This is a genomic window from Burkholderia sp. MSMB1835 (assembly GCF_001526365.1).
In the GTDB taxonomy this organism is placed as follows: domain Bacteria; phylum Pseudomonadota; class Gammaproteobacteria; order Burkholderiales; family Burkholderiaceae; genus Burkholderia.
In genome coordinates this window covers 239390-262487 of the sequence record NZ_LOYP01000004.1, presented here as the reverse complement: position 1 = coordinate 262487, position 23098 = coordinate 239390, and the positions used below count along the sequence as shown (strand labels likewise).

The 23098-nt window shown below is 70.2% G+C and carries 16 protein-coding genes; 6 read left to right on the top strand and 10 right to left on the bottom strand.

Annotated elements, in window-relative coordinates; translation table 11 throughout:
• Nucleotides 1-2: 2 nt before the first annotated feature.
• From WS96_RS02885 to WS96_RS02870, 4 genes are read right to left on the bottom strand one after another with little or no spacing between them, the layout of a single operon-like run.
• Nucleotides 3-767, bottom strand: a complete 765-nt coding sequence (locus tag WS96_RS02885; RefSeq protein ID WP_059830500.1) for an ABC transporter ATP-binding protein — start codon at nucleotides 765-767, stop codon at nucleotides 3-5.
• Nucleotides 764-1621: an ABC transporter ATP-binding protein gene (locus WS96_RS02880; RefSeq protein WP_059830498.1), complete on the bottom strand. Its 858-nt coding sequence runs from the start codon at nucleotides 1619-1621 to the stop codon at nucleotides 764-766. The genes WS96_RS02885 and WS96_RS02880 overlap by 4 nt, the downstream gene beginning before the upstream one ends.
• 11 nt (nucleotides 1622-1632) lie before the next feature.
• Complete coding sequence (locus WS96_RS02875) at nucleotides 1633-3444, bottom strand: ABC transporter permease (RefSeq protein ID WP_059830496.1); 1812 nt, start codon at nucleotides 3442-3444, stop codon at nucleotides 1633-1635.
• A gap of 39 nt (nucleotides 3445-3483) precedes the next feature.
• Entirely contained in the window at nucleotides 3484-4677 is a 1194-nt protein-coding gene (locus WS96_RS02870; protein ID WP_059830494.1) for an ABC transporter substrate-binding protein, read from the bottom strand.
• A 355-nt stretch (nucleotides 4678-5032) separates the two neighbouring features.
• On the opposite strand from WS96_RS02870, the gene WS96_RS02865 reads away from it, so the two are divergent.
• From WS96_RS02865 to WS96_RS02850, 4 genes are read left to right on the top strand one after another with little or no spacing between them, the layout of a single operon-like run.
• Nucleotides 5033-6046 (top strand): LysR family transcriptional regulator, encoded by a 1014-nt coding sequence (locus tag WS96_RS02865; protein WP_059830493.1) that lies wholly within the window; start codon nucleotides 5033-5035, stop codon nucleotides 6044-6046.
• Nucleotides 6043-7512 (top strand): NAD(P)-binding domain-containing protein, encoded by a 1470-nt coding sequence (locus tag WS96_RS02860; protein WP_059830491.1) that lies wholly within the window; start codon nucleotides 6043-6045, stop codon nucleotides 7510-7512. Before WS96_RS02865 ends, WS96_RS02860 begins: the two co-directional genes overlap by 4 nt.
• Complete coding sequence (locus WS96_RS02855) at nucleotides 7509-8039, top strand: CMD domain-containing protein (RefSeq protein WP_059830489.1); 531 nt, start codon at nucleotides 7509-7511, stop codon at nucleotides 8037-8039. Before WS96_RS02860 ends, WS96_RS02855 begins: the two co-directional genes overlap by 4 nt.
• Nucleotides 8036-8626, top strand: coding sequence for a peroxidase-related enzyme (locus tag WS96_RS02850; protein ID WP_059830488.1), 591 nt, complete (start codon nucleotides 8036-8038; stop codon nucleotides 8624-8626). The genes WS96_RS02855 and WS96_RS02850 overlap by 4 nt, the downstream gene beginning before the upstream one ends.
• A 61-nt stretch (nucleotides 8627-8687) precedes the next feature.
• On the opposite strand, the gene WS96_RS02845 is transcribed toward WS96_RS02850, so the two are convergent.
• The 6 genes from WS96_RS02845 to WS96_RS02820 all read right to left on the bottom strand — a co-directional run bounded on the left by WS96_RS02845 (nucleotide 8688) and on the right by WS96_RS02820 (nucleotide 20596).
• Nucleotides 8688-9959, bottom strand: a complete 1272-nt coding sequence (locus WS96_RS02845; RefSeq protein ID WP_059830486.1) for an MFS transporter — start codon at nucleotides 9957-9959, stop codon at nucleotides 8688-8690.
• Nucleotides 9960-9970: 11 nt separating this feature from the next.
• The gene (locus tag WS96_RS02840) at nucleotides 9971-12202 is read right to left on the bottom strand and encodes a TonB-dependent receptor (protein WP_059830484.1); all 2232 of its coding nucleotides are present in this window, start codon (nucleotides 12200-12202) and stop codon (nucleotides 9971-9973) included.
• Nucleotides 12203-12426: 224 nt separating this feature from the next.
• A complete protein-coding gene (locus WS96_RS02835; protein WP_059830482.1) occupies nucleotides 12427-14226 on the bottom strand; it encodes an ABC transporter ATP-binding protein in 1800 nt (599 codons plus the stop codon).
• Nucleotides 14223-15953, bottom strand: coding sequence for an ABC transporter ATP-binding protein/permease (locus WS96_RS02830; protein WP_059830481.1), 1731 nt, complete (start codon nucleotides 15951-15953; stop codon nucleotides 14223-14225). The genes WS96_RS02835 and WS96_RS02830 overlap by 4 nt, the downstream gene beginning before the upstream one ends.
• A 74-nt stretch (nucleotides 15954-16027) precedes the next feature.
• Complete coding sequence (locus tag WS96_RS02825) at nucleotides 16028-18778, bottom strand: AMP-binding protein (protein WP_082720167.1); 2751 nt, start codon at nucleotides 18776-18778, stop codon at nucleotides 16028-16030.
• 9 nt (nucleotides 18779-18787) lie between these two features.
• Nucleotides 18788-20596: a CoA transferase gene (locus WS96_RS02820; protein ID WP_179949909.1), complete on the bottom strand. Its 1809-nt coding sequence runs from the start codon at nucleotides 20594-20596 to the stop codon at nucleotides 18788-18790.
• A 303-nt stretch (nucleotides 20597-20899) separates the two neighbouring features.
• Here WS96_RS02820 and WS96_RS02815 point away from each other — a divergent pair, with 303 nt between their 5' ends.
• Together WS96_RS02815 and WS96_RS02810 are read left to right on the top strand one after the other, a co-directional pair.
• The gene (locus WS96_RS02815) at nucleotides 20900-22027 is read left to right on the top strand and encodes a helix-turn-helix transcriptional regulator (RefSeq protein WP_257127922.1); all 1128 of its coding nucleotides are present in this window, start codon (nucleotides 20900-20902) and stop codon (nucleotides 22025-22027) included.
• Nucleotides 22020-23063: an aminotransferase class I/II-fold pyridoxal phosphate-dependent enzyme gene (locus WS96_RS02810; protein WP_082720166.1), complete on the top strand. Its 1044-nt coding sequence runs from the start codon at nucleotides 22020-22022 to the stop codon at nucleotides 23061-23063. The genes WS96_RS02815 and WS96_RS02810 overlap by 8 nt, the downstream gene beginning before the upstream one ends.
• Nucleotides 23064-23098: the final 35 nt, after the last annotated feature.

Below are 23098 nucleotides of genomic sequence, written 5' to 3'. Positions count from 1 at the left end.
CCCTACACCGCCACCGCCTCCCCACCGAGATACGCATCGCGCACGCGCTCGTCGTCGAGCAACGCCTTCGCCGGCCCTTCCAGCACGACGCGGCCCGTCTGCAGCACGTATCCGTAGTGCGCGATCTCCAGCGCGAGGCTCGCGTTCTGCTCGACCATGAACACCGTCACGCCCTGCCGGTTGATCGCGTCGATCAGTTCGAGCACCTTGTCGACGTAGAGCGGCGACAATCCCATCGTCGGCTCGTCCATGCAGATCAGTTTCGGCCGCGCCATCAATGCGCGCGCCATCGCGAGCATCTGCTGCTCGCCACCCGACAGCGTGCCCGCGCGCTGCGCGAGCCGCTCGCGTACGCGCGGAAACAGATCGAGCACGCGTTCGTAGTCGTCGGTCACCGCCGCGTGATCGCCGCGCGTGTAAGCGCCCATCAGCAGGTTCTCGCGCACGCTCATGTCGCCGAACAGCCGCCGCGCCTCCGGCACGGCCGCGATCCCGCGCCGCACGCGCTGCGGCGTCGCGAGCGCCGTCACGTCGTCGCCGTCGAAACGCACGACGCCGCGCTTCGGCCGCATCAACCCGAGAATCAGCTTCATCGTCGTCGACTTGCCGCTCGCGTTGCCGCCGAGCAGGCTGACGATCTGCCCGCGGCCGACTTCGACGTTCACGTCGAAATGCACCTGCACGGGCCCGTAGAACGTGTCGAGGTGTTCAAGTTTCAGCAGTGCGTCCGTCATGGTCGTATCGGGTCTCGAAGAAAGTACGCTCATGCAGCCGCCTGCGCGGCACGATCGGCCGACGGGCCGCCCGCATGACGGCGGCCGAGATAGGCCTCGATCACGCGCGGATCGTGCCGCACGTCGCGCGGCGCGCCTTCGGCGATCTTCACGCCGTTGTCGAGCACCATCACGCGGTCGGACACGCGCATCACGAGTTCGAGCTTGTGCTCGATCAGCAGGATCGTCAGGCCGCGCGCCTTCAGCGACTGGATCAGTTGCAGCATCTCGGCGGTCTCCGTCTCGTTCATCCCGGCCGTCGGCTCGTCGAGCAGCAGCAGGCGCGGATGCAGCGCGAGCGCGCGGCCGATCTCCACGCGCCGCCGGTTCGCATACGACAGGCTGTGTGCCGGATGATCGATGCGCGGCGTGAGCCGTTCGCCGAACCCGGCGACGATCGCGCGCGCCTCTTCGCGCAGTTCGGCCTCCTCGCGCCGCACCGAAGCCGGCCGCACGAGCGCGCGCAGCACTTCGGCAGCCGCGCCGAGCGCGGGCCAGCCCGGCCGCGCCGCACGCAGCCGCGCATGCGCGCCGATCAGCACGTTGTCCAGCACGCTCAGGTTGCCGAACACGCGGCCGTGCTGGAACGTGCGCGCGATGCCGAGCGCCGCGAGCCGTTCGGGCGCGGTGCCGGTGATGTCCCGGCCGTCGAACGTCACGCGGCCGGCATCGGGCCGGTCGGCGCCCGCGATCAGGTTGAACAGCGTCGACTTGCCCGCGCCGTTCGGGCCGATCACGCTCAGCAGCTCGCCGTCCGCGAGCGTCAGGCTCGCGCCGTCGAGCGCGGTCACGCCGTCGAAACGGCGTGTCAGGCCCTGCACGTCGAGCAGGGGTCGAGTGGTCGTCATCGCATTCCTCCTCACACCGTGCCGAGCAGGCCCTGCGGCCGGAACCGGACGAGCAGCAGCAGCACGAGGCCGTAGATCAGCATCCGGTAGTCGGCCGCCCAACGGAACAGCTCGGGCAGCCCGATCAGCGCGATCGCGCCGACGATGCCGCCGAGCACGTTGCCGAGCCCGCCGAGGATCACCATCGTCAACGCGAGGATCGACACCTGCGAATCGAAGGTCTGGTGATTGATGTAGCTGTACAGGTGCGCGGCGATCCCGCCGCTCACGCCCGCCGCGACGCCGCCGACCCCGAACGCGATCGCCTTGTAGCGGTTCGGCGCGATGCCGTGCGCCCGCGCGGCGACGTCGTCCTCGCGCACCGCGCGCAGCGTGCGGCCCAGATGCGAACGCAGCAGCCGCACCTGCACGAGCGCGAACACGACGAGCACCGCAAGCGTGAACCAGTACACGGCGCGCGCGGTCGTCGCCCACGGCAGCGGCGCGATGCCGGTGATGCCGAGCGGGCCGCGCGTCAGGCCGTCCCAGTTCAGGATCACGAGGCTCACCACTTCGCCGATGCCGAGCGTCGCGATCGACACGTAATGCCCGCGCAGCCGGAATGCCGGATAGACGAGCAGCGTGCCGAGCACGGCCGTGACCGCGCCCGCGCACGGAATCGTCACGGCCGGCGACCAGCCGAGATCCGACGACAGCAGCGCCGACGCATACGCGCCGATCACGAGCAGCGCGGCGTGGCCGAGCGAGATCTGCCCGACCGTGCCCGCGACGAGCGTGAGGCTCAGCGCGAGCAACCCGTACAGCCACGCGTTGGTCAGCGTCTGCAGCACGTAAGGCGATGCGCCGAGCCACGGCAGCACGGCCGCCGCCGCGATCAGCACGACGAGCACCGGGCGCGGCACGCGCACGGCTTTCGCGGCGGCGAGGAAGGTGCCCGTCATCGGCTCCGGCGGCAGCGCGCGGTTCGCGCTGAACAAGCCGTTCGGCCGCCACACGAGGAACACGATCAGCAGCCCGAACGCGAACAGGTCGCGATAGCTGGTGCCGAACAGCGCGACGCCGTAGCTTTCGACGAGACCGAGCAGCAGGCTGCCGGCGATCGCGCCGGGCACGTTGCCGAGCCCGCCGATCAGCAGCGCGACGACGCCCTTCAGCGTCGCCTGGAAGCCCATCGCCGGATCGATGCTGTTGTAGTACATGCCGACCAGCAGCCCGCTCACGCCGCCGAGCGCGCACGCGATCGCGAACACGGTCTGGTTCACGCGGTCGACGTCGACGCCCATCTGCAGCGCCGCGTCGCGATCCTGCGCGGTCGCGCGCACGGCCCAGCCGAGCCGCGTGAAGCGCAGGAAGCCGTACAGCAGCGCAGCCGCCGCGAGGCCGATGCCCGCGATCAGCAGGTCGAGCGAGCCGAGCGTCGCGCCGGCGATCCGCACGTGCCAGTCGGGCAGCGGCGTCGGCACCGCGCGCGGATCCGCGCCGAACGCGAGTTGCGCGAGCTGGTCGAGGATGAAGCTGATGCCGATCGTCGCGAGCAGCGGCGCGATGCGCGCAGCATGGCGCAGCGGCCGCAGCCCGATCCGCTCGATCGCGATGCCGAGCGCGCCGCAACCGACGACCACCGCCGCGAGCGCAAGCGGCAGCGGCAGCCCGAAGCGCGTCAGGCACAGCCAGCCGATGAATGCGCCGACCATGTACACCGAGCCGTGCGCGAAGTTGATCAGGTGCGACACGCCGAAGATCAGCGCGAGCCCGACCGCGAGCAGCGCGTAGATGTTGCCGACGATGAGGCCGTTGAGCGTGTAGTCGAGCCAGGAAGCCATCACGATGCGTCCGTCAGGTGCAGGCGGTTCATGTCGGGCTCAGCGCGCCGCGAGCTGCGGCTTCGCGCCGTCCCACAGCGCCCACTGCCCCTGCTTCACGACCAGATACACGGTGCGCGCGCCCGCGACGCGGCGCGTCTGCGGATCGAAGCGCACCTTGCCGAAGATCACGCTCGGCACGTCGCTGACCTTCGCGAAGCCGTCGTGCGCGGCCTGGCGCGTCGTGCCGTAGCGGCGCAGCACTTCCGCCGACAGGATCAGCGCATCGTAGGCGCGCGCCACGAACGAATCGGGATCCGCGTGGAATTTCGCACGATAGCGCTGCACGAACGCCTGCACCTCGGGGCGCGGTTCGGCCGGAAAGAAGTTCGATTCCGTATAGACGCCTTCGACCGCCGTGCCGCCCAGTTCGAGGAACTTCGGCGAATACACGGAGCCCACCGCCGCGATCGGCAGCGCGACGCCCGACGTGCGCGCCTGGCGCACGATCTGCGCGCCGTCCGCGTAGTACGAGATCAGCACGATCGAATCGGGCTGCGACGCGCCGATCCGCACGAGCGTCGAGCGGAAATCCTTCTCCGCCGGCTGGTAGCCTTCGGCCGCGACGACCTGCGCGCCGAGCCCGGTCACGGCCTTCGCGAAGATGTCCTTGCTGGTGCGGCCCCAGTCGGTATTCAGGTACAGCACCGCGATCCGCTTGAAGCCGAGCGCCTTCACCGCGTAGCGCGCGAGCAGCGGCTGTTCCTCGGCCTGGCTCAGCGCGGTGCTCCACAGATAGTCGCCGCCCTTCGTGAAGTCCGGATGCGAATTCGTGAAGCCGAACTGCACCAGCTGGCCACGCTGATAGATCGGCGACGCGGCCATCGACGTCGCGCTCGAGAAATCGCCGAGCTCGATCGCGATGCGCGGATCGGCGACGAACTTCTGCGCGATCGCCACCGCCTGGCGCGGGTCGCTGCGGCTGTCCTGGAAGTCGATCGCGAGCGGCCGGCCGTGAATGCCGCCGCTGCCGTTGATCTCGTCGAGCGCGAGATCGAAGCCGCGCTTCCACTGCTCGCCGTATTGCGCGTCCTGGCCCGTGAGCGGCCCGCTCACGCCGATCACCACCGGCTCGCCCGATACGCCGGCCGCGAGCGCGCCGCCCGTCGACAAGCCCCATGCGGCAGCGAGCGCCGCCATCGTGCCCAGTACGCGTCGCCATGCGCCGCGCGCGTCGTTCCCCGAAACGTTCATGCGTCCCCCAGCTTCAGTCGGTCGAAAAGAGTGAGGGCATGTAACCATCCGGTTCAGGACGATCCAACGAAGTTTTGCGCATATCGATATCGCATGCGGCGCGAAGCAGGCGACGCTCGTGAACGGTCGGCCATCCGTCGCCCATCGAGCGACGTGCGCACACCCATCGCATCGCGTTGATTCGATTGACGTTTCGTTCCCGTCACCCCGCGCAACCGGCGCGCATGCGCACACGGTGGGCCAACGCGACGGCCGCGCGCTTTGCAGTTTTCCCGCTGTCGATAGCAAAAATCATTATATGAATCGCGCATGCTCGCACTCCTACAATGCGCAAATTGCATCATCGGAACGCGTCATGGAGCTGCATCAACTCGAAGCCTTTTCCGCGGTCATGTCGGCCGGCAGCGTGACCGGCGCGGGCGAACTGCTCGGCCGCTCGCAACCGGCCGTCACGCGGCAGATCCAGGAACTCGAAGCCGATCTTGGCTACGCGCTGTTCGACCGACATGGCCCTCGCGTCACGCCGACGCGACGCGCGTTCCTGCTGTACGAGGAAGTCGAACGCTCGCTGATCGGCCTGCGCGCGATCGAGGCGCGGGCGCGCGCGCTCGGCGACGAAAGCGCCGAACCCGTGCGCATCGCGGCCACGCCGTCGCTCGCGGCCACGCTCGTACCGGCCGCGCTCGCCGCGCTGCCCGACGGTGCGCATGCGCCGCACTATCAATTGCGCAGCGAATCGGCCGAGCATGTCGTGCACGAGGTGCTGGCCGGCACAGCCGATGTCGGCGTGCTCACGCTGCCGATGGCGCATGCCGGGCTCGACGTGCAGTGGATCGCGCAGACACCGTGCGTGGCCGTGCTGCCCGCCGGCGACCCGCTCGCGGCAAAGCCGCGCATCGCGCTGCGCGACCTCGCGCGGCGCCGCATCGTGACGGTCGCGAACCGGCACCGGTTGCGCCAGCGAATCGACGCGGCGTTCGCCGCCGCGCGCGTGGAGGCGCGCGTATTCATCGAAACCAATGCGTCGCTGAATGCGGTCATGGCCGCGCGCGCGGGCATCGGGATCGGCATCGTCGATCCGGCCACGGGCGTCGCGCTGCCGGTGGCCGGCGTCGTCGCGCGCCCGCTCGACGTCGACATCCCGTTCGCATTCGGCGTCGCAACACCGGCCGGCAAGGCTCGCACGGCGGCCGTCGATGCGCTGCTCGATGCGCTGCATCGCACGACGCGCGCGCTGCTCGACGACGTGATCTTTCACGACGCCGCCGCGCACGACGCGCTGCTGCGCGGCGACCGGCTGCGCACCGATCGCGCGACGCGCCCGCCTCGCCCGGCACGGACTCGCCGCGCGCGCCCGGAGGCCGCATGACGCCCCCGCTCGACGCACTCGACGCACTCGAAGCGCGGCTCGCGCAGGACCTGCGCTGGCTCGACCTGCCCGCGCCGTCGTGGGTGCCGCCGCGCGAAGCGGACGGCGCGCGCGTGCTCGACGTCGCGATCGTCGGCGGCGGCATGGCCGGGCTCGCGGCCTCCGCCGAGCTGCGCCTGCTCGGCATCGACAACCAGTGCGTGATTGATCGCGCGCCGGCCGGCTACGAAGGCCCGTGGGTCACGTTCGCGCGGATGGAGACGCTGCGTTCTCCGAAGCAGCTTGCGGGCCCCGCGCTCGGCCTGCCCGCGCTGACGTTCCGCGCATGGTTCGAAGCGCAATACGGCCGCGACGCATGGGACGCGCTCTACAAGATTCCGCGCCCGCAATGGATGGACTACCTGCGCTGGTATCGGCGCGTGCTCGACCTGCAGGTGCGCAACGACACGACGCTCGTCGCGCTGCGCCCGCGCGACGACGGGCTGCTCGCGCTCGACGTGCGCGGCAACGGCGAAGCGCGGACGCTGCTCGCGCGGCACGTCGTGCTCGCGACCGGCCGCGACGGGCTCGGCGGTCCGTACGTGCCGCCCGTCGCGCAACGCGCGCCGCGCACGCGCTGGGCCCATTCGTCCGAGCCGATCGACTTCGCCGCGCTCGCGGGCAAGCGCGTCGGCGTGGTCGGCGCGGGCGCGTCCGCGTTCGACAACGCGGGCACCGCACTCGAAGCCGGCGCCGCCCGCGTCGACCTGTTCTTCCGCCGCGCGGACATTCCGCGCATCAACAAGCTGACGGGCATCGGCAGCCCGGGGCTCGTGCACGGCTACGCGGATCTCGACGACGCGACGAAGTGGCGCTTCATGCACTACGCGCTGACGTCGCAAACGCCACCGCCGCGCGACAGCGTACTGCGCGTGTCGCGCCACGGCCACGCGCATTTCCATGCGCGCAGCCCGATCGACACGCTCGCCGACCGGGCGGACGGGCTGGAAGTGACGACACCGCGCGGCCGCTACACGGTCGACTTCCTGATCTTCGCGACGGGGTTTCATTCGGACTGGGCCACGCGCGAGGAATTCGCGTCGTTCGGCGCACACGTGCGGCGCTGGAAGGATCGCTATCGGCCGGACCCGGCGCTGTGGCTCGACGAGCTGGCCGAGTCGCCCGATCTGGGCCCCGCGTTCGCATTCCAGGAGCGCGAGCGCGGCGCCTGCCCGGCCGTCACGCGAATCCATTGCTTCAACCATGCGGCGAGCCTGAGCCACGGCAAGCTGTCAGGCGATATCCCGGCCATCAGCGCGGGCGCGCAGCGGCTGGCACGCGGCATCGCGAGCCGGTTGTTCGATGCCGATCGCGAGCGCCACTACGACGCACTCGTCGCCTACGCGAACGCGGAGTTGCAGGGCGACGAATGGCGCGACGCCGATGCCCTCGATCACTTTGACGACGAAGGAAAACCGAAACGATGACTGACTCCATCACGCCGGCCGTCGTGCCGGATACGATCGACGCGGCAGCCGGCCTGCGCGAAGGCGACGCCGTCGCCACGCTGCGCCGCGCCCGCGACAAGGTGCGGCTGCCGACGCAACTGAGCGAAACCGCGCTGTTCGATCCCGCGTTGCCCGATCTTTCGCCGATCGAACGGCTGCATGCGGCACGGTATGTCGCGCGGCAGTCGAATGCGCACGCGCTGGCCGACATCTATCGCGCCCGGCTGCTCGACGCAGGCGGTACGCTCGACGACATCGAACGCGCGGATGCCGATGCGTTCGACGCGCTACCTCGACGCCTCGGCGCAACCCTCTTGCACGCGAAGCGCCTGACGCACGCGCCGGCCGACGCGCGCGCATCCGACCTCGACGCGTTGAAGTCGGCCGGACTCACGACGCCCGCGATCGTCGCGCTGTCGCAGCTCGTCGCGTTCGTCGCGTATCAGTTGCGCGTCGCCGCTGCCGCGCGGGCGCTTCAGACACGTGCCGCGAAGGAGGCCGCATGACGACTGCCGCCCACGGCTTCACGTCCGATACGCTCGGCTGGCGTGCCTGGCTCGACACGGTGCCGCTCGACACGGCGACGCCCGATCAGCTCGCGGTGCTCGAAGCGAGCCATCCGCAAGCGAAAACGTCCGACTATTACCGGCTGCTCGTCCATCTTCCCGAGATCCTGCGGCAGCGCTCGGCCGTGTTCAACGCGATCATGTACGGCCCCGGCGAGTTGTCGCGCGCGGAGCGCGAACTGGCGAGCACGGCCGTATCGCGCGTGAACGGCTGCGTGTACTGCGCGTCGGTGCATGCGCAGCGCTTCGCGCAACTCGCGAAACGCACCGATGCGATCGAACAGGTGTTCGACGATCCGGCGACGGCCGGCACGACGGCGCGCGAACGCGCGATCGTCCGCTATGCGATCGCGTTGACCGAACGGCCGGACGCGGTCGGCGAGCACGACATCGCGGCGCTCGAAGCCGAAGGGTTGACGCACGAGGAGATTCTCGACCTGTCGCACGCCATCGCGATCTTCGCGTGGGCGAACCGGTTGATGCTGACGCTCGGCGAACCGGTGTTTGCGGAGGCGGAAGACCGGTAGCGCGGGCGATGTATCGGGCGATGCGTCGTTTTTCGTTGCGGTCGGGATTGGGGAAACACGCTCATGCGGCACCGTGCCGTCCGAACTCTGCCGGCACCGCCCCGCTTCTCGGCAGCATCGCGACGAACACGGCCGCCGCCACCGCGAACAGGGTTCCTGCGCCCGCATAGAACGCCGGCCATCCCGTCGCCGCAATCAGACCCGGCACGCCGAGCAGGCCGAACGTGCCGACCAGCCGCCCGCTGCTGTAGAACAGCGCATACACGGTCGCCGGCCGCCTCCCGGCGGCCCAGCCGAGGATCGCGCCGCCCATGCCGATGAAGGTCCACGCGCTGGCCGCGCCGACCAGCACCGCACCGGTCGCGGCCAGCGTCGCATCCCCGCGCGACGCCGCGACCGCCAGCACGGCGACGCTCGCGATGCACGCGAGCGCGCCCGTCGCGCAGATCGTCGGTGGCCGCCAGCGGCGCGCGGCCCAGCCGGCCGCTACCGACGCCGCAAGGTTCGCGGCTGGCACCAGCGTGCCGAGCAACGCGCCGATCCGCTGCAGCGTCATGCCCAGATCGACGAGCAGCAGCCGGTTGAAGTTGAAGAGCATCATCAGCATGACGGTCAGCGCGATCGTCGCGAGCAGGCGGGCGCGCATCGCACGGTCGCGCCACGCCTCACCCCAGCCCGACAACGAGCGGCCCGCGCCGCGCGGCGTCGCGCGGTCGGCCTCGACCAGCAACGCGACCGAGAGCACCGAGAGCGCGAGGATCGCCGCCAGCGCCACGAACACGAGCCGCCAGCCGAGCCACGGATACCCCCATACGAGCACGCCGCCGCCGAGCAGCAAACCGACCGCCATCCCGCCCATCTTCGCGGCAGCAACCAGCGTGCGGCCCGACGGCGGCGTCTGTTCGACGCTCAACGCGTCGAGCGACAGGTCCATCGTCGCGACGGCCGTCGTGGCGACGAGGCCGAGCGCGAACAGCCACGCGACGGGTGCGCCAGGCCGCGCCGCGATGCAAAGCGTCGCCGCCACCGCGACGAGCTGCGCCGCGACGATCCAGCCGGTGCGATGCCCGAGCCAGCGCAGCCGCCGTGCATCGAGCCATGGCGCCCACAGGAACGCGACGCCGAACGGCAGATACAGCGCGTAGACCCACTGCAGCGACGCGAGCGGCACGCCCTGCGCGCGCAGGATCGGCGCGAGGCCGCCCTGCACGAAGCCGAGCACGCTGCCGATCGCCACGTAGAGGATCGCGACGACCGTCAGCACGCGCGCGAGGCCGTGCGCCGGGGCGACGGTCGGCGGTCGATCGTCGGCAACACGAAGCGGTTCGCTCATCGGCGCCTCCTTCAAAGCTGCGTGGTGAGACCGATGCCGACGACGCGCGGCTGACCGACGCGCACCGAGCCGACTCCCGGCGCCCAGCCCTGTCCCGCAACGACGTAGCGGCGATCGAACAGGTTCTCCGCGAACCCGTACAGCATCCAATTTCGGTAGGTCCAGCCGACGCGCAGGTTGACCACGCTGTAGGCGGCGAGATCGAAGCTGTTGCGCACGTCGACCGCGCGAGAGCCGACATATTGCAAGGACGCGTCCGCATTGAAGCGCCCCGGCAGGCCGACCATCGTCCCCGGCAGTTCGCCGTGCGCGCCGAGATTGCCGGTCATGCGCGGCACGTTCGGCAGCCGGTTGCCCGACTGCGCACCGGTCACGTCGCCGACCGGCACGGACCGCAGTTCGCCCCGTGTATAGCCGAGCCCCGCGGTCAGCCGCAGATAGCGCGACACCTTCGCGCCCAGTTCGAGCTCCGCGCCGTAGGTCCGATAGTCGAGCGATGCGGGCATGAACAGTCCGCTCGACGGGAAGAACGCGACGAGGTGACCGTTCCTCACGTCGTTGTAGAACACCGAGCCGTCGACGCTGAGCCGCCGGTCGAGCCACAGCGACTTGAGGCCGAGTTCGTAGGTCCAGCTCGTCGACGCCGGAAACGACGACTCGCGACGGCCCTGCGGCCCGTTCACGGTGACGGCCGGATAGCCGGCCGACGCTTCGCCGCGCGACACCGTCGCATAAATCATCAGCGTGTCGGTCCAGTCGAACGTCAGGCCCGTGCGTCCGGTGACGAACGTGTCGCTCAGGCTGTCGTCCTGGCGGAACCGGGTGACGACCTTCGGGTTGCCGTTGCCGTCGAACGCGTAGCGGGCGTCCTTGCGCTCGTAGGTCGCGCGCAGCCCCGTGATCGCCTTCAGCCGCGTCGTCAGCGGCCAGGTCGCCTCCCCGAACCACGACACGCTGTCGGTGTTGATGCGGTTGTGCTGCTGGCCGTTCTGCGTCGTCACGAAGTTGAACGCAGCCGGTGATGCGACGGCGTTCGTGTCGTTCGTGAAATGCGCATGGAAATAGTTGATCCCGGCCGTCCACATCACCGGGCTGTCGTCGCGCGAATTCAGCCGCACTTCCTGCTGGAACGTCGATTCGCCGAAGCGCATCTCGGTTTGGTCCGCGCCCGGCACGTCGAACAGGCTCGCCGGCCGCTTCGACAGCGCCGAGTAGATGAGCCCGTCGGTCAGGTCGAACTGCTGCACGTTGCGCGAATCCTGGTAGCTCGTCAGCGACGTCAGCCTGAAGCGGTCGAAGTCGCGGTCGACCCGCACGCTGCCGCCCGCGTCGCGCCAGCGGCCGTACGTGGACGGGTTCAACCGAACCTGCGGGAAATCGCCGTTCTGCATCAGCACGAAGCGCGGCGCGGTCGTTTCGGTCTGGTCGACGAAACCCGATGCGGTGACCGACGTGCGGTCGTCCGGCACCCACAGCACGGTGCCGCGCGCGGCGCCAACCTTCACGCGCCCGTCGCTACCGCCGGTCGCGAGGTTCGGCACGGTACCGTCGAGATTCGACATCCTTACCGCGATCCGCGCGGCGACGTCGTCCGACACGGGACCGTTGCCGATTACCTCGCCGAGCCAGCGGCCGTGCGTACCGGCTTCCGCCGTCGCCGTGAAAGCGCGTTTGAAGGTCGGTTGCTTCGTGATCACATTGATCGCGCCGCCCTGCGTGTTGCGGCCGAACAGCGTGCCCTGCGGGCCGCGCAGCACCTCGACGCGATCGATGTCCATGAAGGTCGGCGGCGCGCCGGTCGTCGCGCGCGGCACGTCGTTGACGTACATCACGACCGATGCGTCGTCGGCGGCGAGCGGCATGAACGAGCCCACGCCGCGAATGCTGAACACGTTCGCGTAGGTCGCGCCGATATCGGCGAACGCGAGGTTCGGCACTGCGCGCGCGAGACCCGCGTTGCCGGCCGACGGCGCGGCATCGACTGCGAGATCGGCGCCGCTCACGGCCGTCACGCTGACCGGCACCTTCTGCTGCGACTCGCTGTGACGACGTGCGGTGACGGTCACGGCTTCGAGCTGCGTGCCGGTGACCGGCTCGGCAGACGCCACCGGTGTCGATGACGGAGCCTGCGCCGATGCGTCATCGCCGGCCGCCTCGGCAAGCGGCGGCCACGCCAGCGCCGCGGCCAGCGCGAGCGACAGCCGCGCGAGCGGCCGGTCCGGCCGAAGGGCGCGCCCATGCACGGCGTCGCGCGATGAGACAACGACTTGAAGGACGGATTGATGGGCGGACCGATCCGATCGCGCAGCACACGATGCCGCCCGGTTCGCGGTGGCGGTACGACAGTAACGACGACTCATGAAGCCTTCCTCTGCTGGTGCTCCGATCGCGGCGGGCCGCAGGCGGCCTCGTCGCGATCCCCGTGAAGCGTGGTGATGGTGACTGCGATGAAATCGAATGGCCGCGCTCAGGCATGGCCGGCATCGCGCGCGAGCAGACGCGCGTAGCGCCCGCCGCGCGCGACGAGTTCGGCATGCGTACCCTGCTCGACCGCGCGCCCGTCGTCGAGCACGACGATGCGGTCGGCTTGCCGGATCGTCGACGGACGGTGCGCGATCATCAGCACCGTGCGGTGACGACGCAGCCGCACGAGCGCGTCGTGGAATGCGCGCTCGCTTTCGGTGTCGAGACTCGACGACGCCTCGTCGAGCACCAGCACCGGGCTGTCGCGCAACAACGCGCGCGCGATCGCGATCCGCTGGCGCTGGCCGCCCGACAGACGCGTGCCGCGCTCGCCGCAGCGCGTTCCGTAGCCGTCCGGCAGCGCGACGATGAAGTCGTGCGCCTGTGCGTCGCGCGCGGCCTGCTCGACCGCCGCATCGTCCGCCTCGGGCCGACCGAGCCGGATGTTGTTCGCGATGGTGTCGTCGAACAGATAGACGTCCTGCGGCACCACCGACACGTATTGCCGCAGCCGCGCGAGCGGCATGTCGCGCACGTCGACGCCGCCCACCGTTACGCGGCCCGCCTGCACGTCCCTGAAGCGCAGCAGCAGGCCCACGCACGTGCTCTTGCCCACACCCGATGCACCCACGAGCGCGACAGTCTCGGCCGGCTTCACGTGGAAATCGACGCCACGCAAAGCCGGCGCGCGCGTGTCGTCGTAGGCGAAGCCGACCTGCTCGAAACGCACCGTCGCATCGGCCGGCTCCGCGGTGCCGCGGTCGGCGACCTGCGCGGGCTGCCGCTGGATCGCGAGAATCCGCTCGGCGCCCGCCTTCAGTTCGCCGAGCTTGCGCGCGGCCTGCGCGACTTCGGCAAGCGGGATCAGCGCGGCGCCGACGAGCACGACCGCGCACGGCAACCATGCGACTGCCAGCAAACCGTGCCGCACGAGCACGGCTCCCGTCAGCAGGGCCGCGAGCAGCGCACCGGCCTGCAGCAATTCGATGGCCGCCTGCTCGAGCCCGGCGCGCGTGCCGTAGCGGCGCTGCTCGCGCTCCATCGCGCGCACGCGCGCGGCAACGCGGTCGAGCCACGCCTGCGCCTGACCGAACGATGCGATCTCTTTTCTTCCCTGGATGCCTTCGATCACGTCCGCGTCGAGCTTCGCAGCGGCCTGCGCCAGCGCACGCCCCTGCCGATGCGCGCGATCGCCGAGCCAGAACGGCACCGACGCAAGCAGCGGCAGGAACGGCAGCAGCGCAAGCGTCAGCCACGGCTGCACGAACGCGAGCGCGACGAGTGCCAGCAACGGGACGATGCCGGCCGCGATCGCGTCGGCGAGCGTATGCGCAAAGAAATGCTCCATCGCGTTCGCGTCGCGCGTCGCAACCGCCGCGAGTTCGCCAGTGCGACGCCCGGCCACGTAGCCGGGCGCCGCGCGTTCGAGGCCGTCGTAAATGCCAATCTGCATCGTCTCGATCAGCGCGAACGCAAACTCGTGCGAAACGTGCGCCTGCCACCAACGCCCGCCCGCGCCGGCGGCCACGGCCATGACGAGCGCATATGTGCCCGGCAGCCATGCGTCGGCCGCCGCGCCGGCGATCGCGATGCCGATCAGCCACGCGCAGATCGCGAGCGTCGCAACCATCCCGCCCTGCGCGAGCAAGGTCGCGACGATCGTCAGCAGCATCAGCCGCTCCTGGCCGCGCGCGAGCTGCAGCAGATCCGCCCAGCCGCTGCGCGCGACCGGCGCGCCGTCGCGCGGGTGCGTCGCACCGCCTCGGCCGTGCGATGCCGTCGTCGTAGTCGTGGTCGTGCTCATGCGGTTTCCTCCCGGGTGGCGCCGGCCTGCGCGGCCAGCAGACGCGCATAGAGTCCGCCGCGCGCCTTCAGCGTGTCGTGATCGCCCTCCTCGACGATTCGCCCGCCGTCGACGACGACGATCCGGTCCGCGTGCCGCACCGTGGCCAGGCGATGCGCGATCACGACGAGCGCACGTTGCCCGGCACACGCCTCGATCGACGCCTGGATCGCCTGCTCGCTCGACGGGTCGACGTTCGAGGTTGCTTCATCGAGCAGCAGGATCGGCGCGCTCTTCAGCCATGCGCGGGCGATCGCAAGCCGCTGACGTTGGCCGCCCGACAGTTGCGCGCCACGCTCGCCGACGGGTGTCGCATATCCCTGCGGCAGACTTTCGATGAAGTCGTGGACATGCGCGACGCGCGCCGCGTCGCGAATCGCGTCTGCATCGGCGTCGGGCCGCGCGAACCGCAGGTTGGCCTCGATGCTGCCGTCGAACAGCACGATGTCCTGGAACACCGCGCCCACCTTCTCGCGTATCGCCGCGAGCGGCAAGTCGCGCAGATCGACGCCTCCGATCCGCACCGAACCGTGCTGCGGGTCGGCCATCCGCATCAGCAGCGTGCCGAGCGTCGACTTGCCCGCGCCGGACGGGCCGACGATCCCGACGAACTCGCGCTCGCCGATCGCGAGCGACAGATGCTCGAGCGCGGGCCGGTCGCTGCCCGGCCACGTGAAGGTCACGTCGTCGAACGCGACATCGGCGTGCTCGCCGGGCGCGCGCGGCGACATGGGCTCGCGCACCGGCGGCTCGGCGTCGAGCAGTGCGGCGATCGGGCCGGCAGCGCTCGCGGCGCCCCACGCGATATGGAACGTCTTGTCGAGCCGGTCGACGGGCCGGAATGCCTCGCGCGCGAGAAACAGCGTGATCAGCGCTGTCGTCGCGGGCAGCACGCCGGACGCCGCTCGCGACGCGTTGAGCGCCGCGACGGCCGCGACGCAGCCGAGCCCGAACAGGCCTGTCACGCCGTTGCGCATCAGCGTTGCGTACAGGATGCCCATCGCCTCGCGCCGCAACCCCGCCGCCGCCGCGACGAGCGATGCTCGGCGGGAGCCGGCCGCATCGAACGCCTTCAGTGTCGCGATGCCCTGCAGGCTGTCGAGCATCGTCGCGCCGAAACGCCCGATCGACGCCATCAGCCCCGACGCCTTCGGCCGGCACAGCCGCAGCCAGACGCGATCGATCAGGGGCACCGCCGCCACGCAGGCTGCGAGCACGCCCGCCGACAGCGGATCGATCCACGCGACCGCGCCGATTACGGCAGCGCAACCGAGCAGCGCGACGCAGACGGCTGGAATGTAGCGACCGTAGTACGTCTCGAGCGCTTCGACGCCGCCGACGATCGCGTGCTGCAATTCGGCGGTGCGTCCCGCGCCGCCATGCGCGCCGAGTGCGAGCGCCTGCGGGAGCAGTTGCGCGCGCAGGCGTGCCTTGGTGCGGCTCGCGGTACGCAGCGCGGCGACTTCACCGGCCCACATCAACGCGATGCGCGCCAGCGCGAGCACCGCGAAGCCGAATGCCCATCCGGATAGGCCGGACAGCGACGCGCCCGACCACACGGCGGCGATCCCGAGCGCCAGACATAACGCCTGTCCCGCGTAGCATGCGGTCACCGCGAGCCCGATTGCGACGCTGATCGCGATATCGGCATAGACGACTCCGGCGAGCCGCCATAACTGACGTTGCATAGGGTTCACCTCCTTGATCGGGCTAATTGATCGACGCGGATGTACCGCATCGCCTTTCCGCTCGTGTGCCGCGTTCAGTTCGCAATCCCGCGGTCGCCTGTCACGCAGTGCACGGGCACGCCTTTGAGCGGCTTCGCGACGATGTCGACGAGCCCCTGTTCTGCAAGCAGCGCATTGATCGTCCTGACCGGATAGCAGTCGCCGGCCTGCGTGAGCCCGAGCATCTGCGCGGCGAACAGGCGCGGCACGGGCTCGCTCTGGGCCGGCGCGTCCGAAATCATGAAGTCGCACACCGCGATCCGCCCGCCCGGCGCGAGTCGCTCGCAGGCACGCCCCAGCAGATGTCGGCACCCGTCCTCGTCAAAGTGGTGCAGGATCTGGCTCAGGACCACAAGGTCGTACTGGCCGGGAATCTCCACGTCGAACAGATCGCCGCCGATAAAGCGCGCGCGGGCATCGACGCCGAACTCGCGCGCGGTATCCGCGTATGTGTCGCGAATCGACGGCCAGTCGACGCCGCAGACGGTCGAATTCGGCTGCGCCTGTGCGAACGTGAAGCCGTAGATGCCGTTGCTGCAACCGAGATCGAGCACGGCGACCGCCGTGCGCGAGGCCGCCCATGGCGCGAGCAGGTCCGCGACGCGACGCGCGGTGCGACGGCTCGTGTTTGCGATGCCGGTCGCAAATGATTGCCAGTAGGGATGGTCGGCCGCCTCGAGGCTCGACGGCAGCACGCTGCCGCCCGCGACGACCGCGTCCTTGAAATGCCGGAACGTGTCCCACATCAGGTCGGCCGTATACACGCCGGACAGCCCGCCGACGTAGTGCGGCGACGCGGACACGAGAAAGCGCTCCGACATCGGGTTCAGCCGGTAGCGCACGCGCTCGGCGTCGTGCTCGACAAGCGCAAGCCCCGCGAGCGCGTCGAGCAGGATGCGCATCCCGCGCGCGCTGGTCCCCAGCGCACCCGCCAGCTCGCCGGCGTCGCGCGGGCCGTCGGCAAGCCGGTCGAACACGCGCAGCTCGATCGCTGCGCGTAGTACGCCGGCGCGCTCGACCCCCATCAACAGATCGAGGATCGGTGCGGCCGACAGCGTGGACGACGCGGTGCCCGGCAGGCACGTCGCAAGCGCGGCCTGCGCGGTCGCCACCTCGCGCGCGAGCGCCGCGCGATCGACCTTGCCCGACGGTGCGAGCGGCAGCCGCGGGCACGGCGCCACCGCGTCGACGAGCTTGCAGCGCTCGACGCCGGCCACGTCGAGGAGATGGCGATTGATCGCATCGAGCGTCGGCGCCTGCCGCCCCGCGCGCGGCACCACGCATGCGCACAGCCGTCCCGCGCCCCCATCGGTGACGGCCTGCACGACGGCCACGTCCGCGACATCGGAATGCCCGTGCAGCAGCATCTCGATCTCGACGAGATTGATTTTCACACCGTTGCGCAGCACGGTGTCCGCGCGACGGCCGACGATCTGCAGGTAGCCGGCCGCGTCGAGCCGCCCGCGATCGCCCAGTCGCACCCAGCCGTCCGGCGCGCGATACCGTTCGTTCAATTCGGGTGCGCCGAAATAGCCGAGCGGCGTCATCGGTCCACGCGCCCACACCTCCCCCTCCACGCCGGCATCGACGTCGTTGCCAGCCTCGTCGACGATCCGTACCGTCACGACCGCCGGATCGGGACGGCCGACCGTCGCGACGATCGTGTCGAACGCATCGTCGAGCGCGGTATGGCAAGCGACGCCATCGGCCGACCCGTACGACTGGATCAGCGCGCAGCCGATCACGTCGCGCACGCGCTGCGCGGTCTGCGCGCTGAGTGCCGAGCCGCCGCTGACGATCGCCTTCAGCGACGACAGGTCGGGCGCGTCGACCGCATCGCCGGCGAGCAGCGGACTCTCGAGCAGCATGTCGACCATGTTCGGCCCGGCGAACAGATGCGTGACGCGCAACGCGGCGACTGCGAGCAGCACGGCGGTCGGCTCGAACCGCTCGAGATTGACCAGCGCGCCGCCCAGCGCGGCGAGCGTGCACGACGTGCCGAGCGAACCGAACGGCGACGCAAGCGACACGCAAAACATCGCGCGCATCGTCGACACGTCGGCACCGAGGCTCTTCAGGTACGACGCCTGCCCGCCAATCAGTCCGTTGTGCGAATACGCGACCAGCTTGGGCTCCGCTTCGGAACCCGACGACGCGATCAATCGCACCGGCCCGTCCGGGTCGAGCATGTCGGCGCGATACGGATACGGATCGCATTCCCAGCAGCGATCGAGGTCGGGCCAGTCGAGATAGCGCGCGCCGAGCACGAACACGCGTTCCAGCCTCGGCAGTTCATCGTGCAATCCGTCGATCAGCGCCGCGTAGTCGATGTCGCCCACCCGCCGCTGGCAGATCAGCACCTTCGCACCGGACTTCGCAAGCAGCGCGCGGCTCTCGTGCCGCTTGCGGCCCACCGGATAAGGGAGCACGATCGCCCCGAGCGCGGCAGCGGCCAGATCGGCCGCGCATGCGCGCCAGCCGTTCGGCAGGTTCACGGCAACGACATCGCCCGCGCGCACGCCGCACTCGTGCAGTGCAGTGGCCAGCCCGAGGCTTCTCACGCGCAGTTGCGCATAGGTAAGCGCAATACCGCCGTCGGACACCGCGAGCGCGAGCGGATGCGCATCGGCAAAACCCGAGAACGACCTGAACAGGTCGCGCCCTTCGTAGATGCCGGCGTCGGCCCAGGCGCGCCGCAACGCGGCCGGAACGTGGTCGCGGAAATTGCCGGCACCCTCATATGCGCAGCGCGTCCGGGTGGCAGAAAGCGTAAGGTCGAATGTCATCGATGCGTCTCAGTGAGTGAAGGTGAAGGGACAGGCAACGGACAGGCGGCCGGCATCGCGCCGAACGCTGTTCGCCAGGAGCGGATGGATCGCGACGCCGGCCGCGTCGCACGCGATCGCGACGGCCGGCACGCCGTGCCCGGCCAGGTCGCGCTGCCAGTACGCGACATCGTGCGCCGCGAGCGCGGCGACGAGGCGGGCCGTCGCGTCGGGCGGCGGCTCGCCGCCAGCGGTTGCGCCGCACAGTGCCGCGAGCCGGACCGTGCCTCGTTCGTCCAACGGCGCGTCGAGCATCAGACGTCCGTCGCGCGCCGGATACGCGGCCGGCAGGCCGAGCACGGCAACCAGCGGGTCGGCGCATGCGGGCCGGGTAGCTTGATCGCTCGCGTCCGCCACGAGCAGCGCCGCAGCGCCCGTCATCGCGGAATCGAAAGCGCGCCCGCGACCGTCGACAGCGCGCCCGTACAGCGCAGCAGCGACGCCCTCTGCAACCGCGACGCCACCCAGCACGTCGACCAGCGTCAGCAATGCGCCCCCGCGCCCGTGCCGGCCGCCGATCAACGATGCGAGCCCGCTGTGCGCCTGCACCATGAAGTCGGTGCCGACCGGATCGTCGGGGCCCGGCATGCGGCCCGCGCCCGACGCCGACGCATACACGAGCGTAGGCGCGACGCGCGCGAAATCGGCGGCCGTCAATGCAAGATGCTCCGCGCGGCCAGGCGCCCAGTTGTGCAGGAATACGTCCGCATCGCGTGCGAGGTCGAGCATATGGTCGCGTCCGGCGCGCGTGCGCAGGTCGAGCTCGATGCAAGTCTTGTCGCAATTGATCGCGTCGAAGTGTGCGGACACGCCGCCCGCAATTGGCGGCATCGCGCGCATCGGATCGCCGCCGGGCGGCTCGACCTTGATCACGTGCGCACCCAGCATCCGCAGCACATGGCCGGCGAGCGGCCCCTGGATCAGCCGGCACGCCTCGAGCACGGTGACGCCGGCCAGCGGCCGCGCGGGATCAGTACACGTTGTTGCCGGGCCGAGCGGCGCGCCGATGGCCTGCCCGGGCCGATCGAATCGCCAGGGTCCGTCCGTGCACCAGCGCGCATCGTCCCTCAACGCGATGGCCGCATCGCGCACTGCGCTGACGTAAGCCCCCGTCTCGCGCGCGATCATCCGCACCGTGGTGAAATCGAGCCTGGCCGCCGCATGAAACAGCCCCGCCGGCAACGCTGCGCGAGCTTGCGTGTAGCGCAGCATGAACGGCCGCCAGCCCACGGCGATATCGTCGGCCGCAGCAGACGCGCGCTGCCAGAAGTGCCCCCAGGCGTCAGGGTCGAGCGCCTCGAGTTCGAAACGCACGCCGTCGCGGCTCTCAAACGGCGGCGGCCGATCGCCCGCGTCGCGGGGCAACTGCGCGGGTTGCCCCGCGTGGTCCATGGCGAGGTATTGCGCCATCGCAAACAACGCCGCGTCGGCGAGACACAGCGTCAGCGCGACAGGCTGTGCACCGGTGCCGCGACGCTGTCCGGCCAGCACGGCGAGCGCCGCGGCCGACGCCAGCGACGCCCCGAGTGTCGACACGTAATCGACGCCAAGCGGCCGCCATGCGTTCTCGGCGCGTGCATGCCAGCCCGTGATGCCGGTCGCCGCCTGCAACAGCGCATCCGACACCGGATGATCGGCCGACGGCCAGCCCCGCACCGTCACGTCGACACACGCGCCGCCTCCATCGCCGAGCCGCGCGTGAAGCGCAGCGTGTCCAGCCGATGCCGCGAGGAAGCCGGGATCGCGCGGTAGCGGTACCGCGCGGACACCGAGGGCCATCGTCCGGCGATGCAGCGCGCGCCATGTCGGCGCAAAACAGGCCGGCACGGATCGCGGATCCAGTCGGACGCCCTCCAGCGGCGCCTGCGCAGTTTGCGCGCGTGTTCGATCGACTTCGGTCATGAGCATGGCGGTATTCCCGGCCGCGAAGGCCCCGAAAGCGCCCCGCCGCTCGCCGCATCGATCACGGGCCGCGGCCCCGCCGGGGCACACGCCGGAACCGCTCGCGAGCCGCCGGGCACGGTTGCTGGTCAACAGCCACAATGATATTTTGGCAGCTAATGAGAATCATTCTCATTTCATATGGATATCGGCGAATTTCATATGCGGGTCGGGCGAAGCCGTTCCATCCCGAAAACTTTGTGGCTAGTCTTGCGGCCATCGAGAAGCGTGGATCACGTCCGAATCGCCCGGCCTGCCGTGAAGAACCTGAGAGGAGTTGTTCGTATGCACGCACTGACAGTACCCGGCGCGTCCGCGATGGACGTCGCCCCGAGTCACACATGGACGGTCGCCCGCGGAAGCGCGGAGGGCGGCAACTACGCGGTCGAACGCCTGAATTGCGAGCCCGGCTTCTCGGTCGTGCGCTCGAGCGTGCTGTCCGAGCGCGCGTTGACCGAGGCATGCAGCCATGACGGCGTCGAGCGGCAGCTCGTCGTCGCGATCGGGCTCGACGGCGATTCGGAGTTCCGCGACCGACGCGGCGAACGCCTGCCATTCTCGGCCGGCCACACGACGGTGTCGGTCTTCCGCAGCGGCGGCGGCGAGCGTCGCCATGCTGCCAACCGGCTGGTGCGCCAGCTCCGGCTCGTCGTCTCGGAAAGTACGCTGACAAGCTTCGTCGGCGAGGCGCGCAGCCGCGAACTGCTCGGTCCGGCGCTCGGGCACTTTGAAGGTTTCCGGCAGATCGCGTTCACGGCGAACGGTGCGAGTCCTCATCTGCGTTTTTTCCGCAGCCCGGACCTGCTGCAGCAGGACGGTCTCAGCCTGCGCATCCACGCGCTGAGCCTGCTGGCCGACCAGCTGCGCACGATCGCGCCGGAACCGGTACGCGGCCGGCTCGGCGCGCGCGATCTCGACAAGCTCGCGCACGTCGAGGCGTTCATGCGCGCGCATCTCGACAAGCCGCTCAGCAATGCGTATCTGTCGGCCGCGCTCGGCATCAGCGAATACAAGCTGAAGGAGTGCTTCCGGCAGGCGTACGGCACGAGCCCCGCGCAGCACTTGCTGGAACTGCGGATGCACCGCGCGCAGGAGTTGCTCGAGGCCGGCCATCAGGTCGCGGAAACGGCCTATCGCGTCGGCTACCAGCACCCGAGCAACCTGAGCGCCGCGTTCACCCGCTTTTTCGGGCGCACGCCGAAATCCGTACTCGGCAATCGATCCTGCCGGGCCTTTACCCGATCCGCCGAATGTGCCAACCATGACTGAACCGCACGCCATGTCCGCCCGCGCCGCCGGTCGGCGCGAGATCTTCCTGAACCTCAATGAGTCGCCGTTCGGTCCGTTCGACGAAGCCGAAGCTGCCGCCGTCCGCGCGCTGCGCGAAGCAGGTCGCTACCAGTTCCCGCTTGTCGAACGGCTGCGTGATGCGATCGCCGACGCGCACAAGGTGCCATCCGGCTGGGTGTCGCTGTACCCGGGCTCGAACCGCGCGCTGCATTATGCGACGCTCGCGTTCACCGCATCCGATGCACCGCTCGTGCTCGCCAGTCCCGGTTATCCGGTGTGCGAGCAGGCCGCGCGGCTCGCACACCGGCCCGTACGCCGCGTGCCGCTTTGCGCGGATGGCGCGCACGACGTCGCCGCGATGTGCGAAGCCGCGCCGCGCGGACTGATCTACGTCGCGAACCCCAATAATCCGACCGGCACCGTGACGCCGCACGATGCGCTGCGGCGCCTGCTGAGCGACCGATGGCCCGGCACGACGGTACTCGTCGACGAGGCATACATCGAATACAGCGACGAACCGTCGATGATTGATGCGGTGCGCACGGATCCCGGGCTGATCGTCGCGCGCACGTTCTCGAAGATCTACGGGATGGCCGGCCTGCGGCTCGGCTATGCAATCGCGCAGCCCGACGCGATCGCGCGCATTCATACGATGCCGCCGCACGACGTGCCCGTGCCCGCCGCCGCCGCGGGGCTCGCGAGCCTTGCGCTGCGCGACCGGCTCGGCGCGCGCAAGGCCCACACGGCGACCCTCCGCAACAACCTGGTGGGCTGGCTCGCCGAACGCGGGCTCGCGTGCCTGCCATCGCGCTCGAACTGCGTGATGGTCGATCTCGGTCGCGCCGGAACGCCCGTAATCGCGGCGCTCGCCGCGCGCGGCGTCCATGTCGGCCGCAGTTGGCCCGACATGCCGAACGGGATGCGCATCACGATCGGCGCGTGCGACGAAATGGACGCGCTGAAGGAAGCGCTCGCAGAGGTACTCGCCGAACCGGCCGCGCGCAACGCTGCCTGAGCGCGCCGCGCGAGGTCTTTCCGTTCAACCGCCCT